This is a genomic window from Planotetraspora sp. A-T 1434 (assembly GCF_025420585.1).
Lineage (GTDB): Bacteria > Actinomycetota > Actinomycetes > Streptosporangiales > Streptosporangiaceae > JAOEGB01.
Map to the genome: position 1 here is coordinate 1 of NZ_JAOEGB010000133.1, position 251 is coordinate 251.

Annotated in this window: 1 protein-coding gene; it reads right to left on the minus strand. The window is 67.3% G+C overall.

Annotated elements, in window-relative coordinates:
• Positions 1-239: hypothetical protein (locus N5079_RS35280; protein WP_261588567.1), on the minus strand; the 239-nt coding region annotated here is incomplete at its 3' end.
• Between the last annotated feature and the right edge of the window lie 12 nt (positions 240-251).

A 251-nucleotide genomic window follows, 5' to 3' on the forward strand; every position in this document is an offset into this window, starting at 1 on the left:
GCGAGACGATCAGCCGGCTGCTCGAACACCCCCGCATACAGCAACCCACCACCGACCGAACCGACCCCCGCGTTGACCGCCTCCCGCACCGCCACCTGACCCGCCGGAACCAACACCGGAACCGGACCCGACCAATCCCCCTCCGCCAGCCACTCCACCAACCCGCAAAACGCCCCGAACATCCCATCCAGCACACCCGCCGGGAACAACTCCTCCACCGCATCCCAATTGACGAACAACCCCCCCTCACG